The 880-nt window shown below is 60.6% G+C and carries 1 protein-coding gene; it reads right to left on the bottom strand.

The features are described from left to right. Positions 1 to 54: 54 nt before the first annotated feature. The gene (locus BZK31_RS28275) at positions 55 to 819 is read right to left on the bottom strand and encodes an IS6-like element IS6100 family transposase (RefSeq protein ID WP_001389365.1); all 765 of its coding nucleotides are present in this window, start codon (positions 817 to 819) and stop codon (positions 55 to 57) included. Between the last annotated feature and the right edge of the window lie 61 nt (positions 820 to 880).

Genomic DNA, 880 nt, shown 5'->3' on the forward strand with positions numbered 1-880 from the left:
GGCTCTGTTGCAAAGATTGGCGGCAGTCAGAGGTAGGCTGTCGCTCTGCGCCGATCAGGCGGCTGCTGCGAAATGGTGGTTGAGCATGCCCATGGCCTCCGTCAGCGCCGAGGGCCCAATGCCAAAAGCTCTCTCCACAAGGCGCACCTCGCCCCTGATGCCGGGCTGCAGGCACCAGGGGCGAGCCTGTCCTTTGCGCAGGGCTCGCATGACTTCGAATCCCTTGATCGTGGCATAGGCCGTGGGGATCGATTTGAAACCGCGCACCGGCTTGATCAGTATCTTGAGCTTTCCGTGATCGGCCTCGATCACGTTATTGAGATACTTCACCTGCCGGTGGGCCGTCTCCCGGTCCAGCTTTCCTTCGCGCTTCAATTCGGTGATCGCTGCACCATAGCTCGGCGCTTTGTCGGTATTGAGCGTGGCAGGCTTTTCCCAGTGCTTCAGGCCTCGCAGGGCCTTGCCCAGGAACCGCTTCGCTGCCTTGGCGCTGCGGGTCGGCGACAGGTAGAAATCGATCGTGTCGCCCCGCTTGTCGACTGCCCGGTACAGGTAGGTCCACTTGCCCCGCACCTTGACGTAGGTTTCATCCAGGCGCCAGCTCGGATCAAAGCCACGCCGCCAGAACCAGCGCAGCCGCTTCTCCATCTCCGGGGCGTAGCACTGGACCCAGCGATAGATCGTCGTATGGTCGACCGAAATGCCGCGTTCCGCCAGCATTTCCTCAAGGTCGCGATAGCTGATCGGATAGCGACAATACCAGCGCACCGCCCACAGGATCACATCACCCTGGAAATGGCGCCACTTGAAATCCGTCATCGTTCCGTCCGTCCAATCTCCGCCAAGCATGCTCAAGCTTCACGATTTTTGCAACAGAGCC

Source organism: Pseudomonas floridensis (genome assembly GCF_002087235.1).
GTDB lineage: Bacteria > Pseudomonadota > Gammaproteobacteria > Pseudomonadales > Pseudomonadaceae > Aquipseudomonas > Aquipseudomonas floridensis.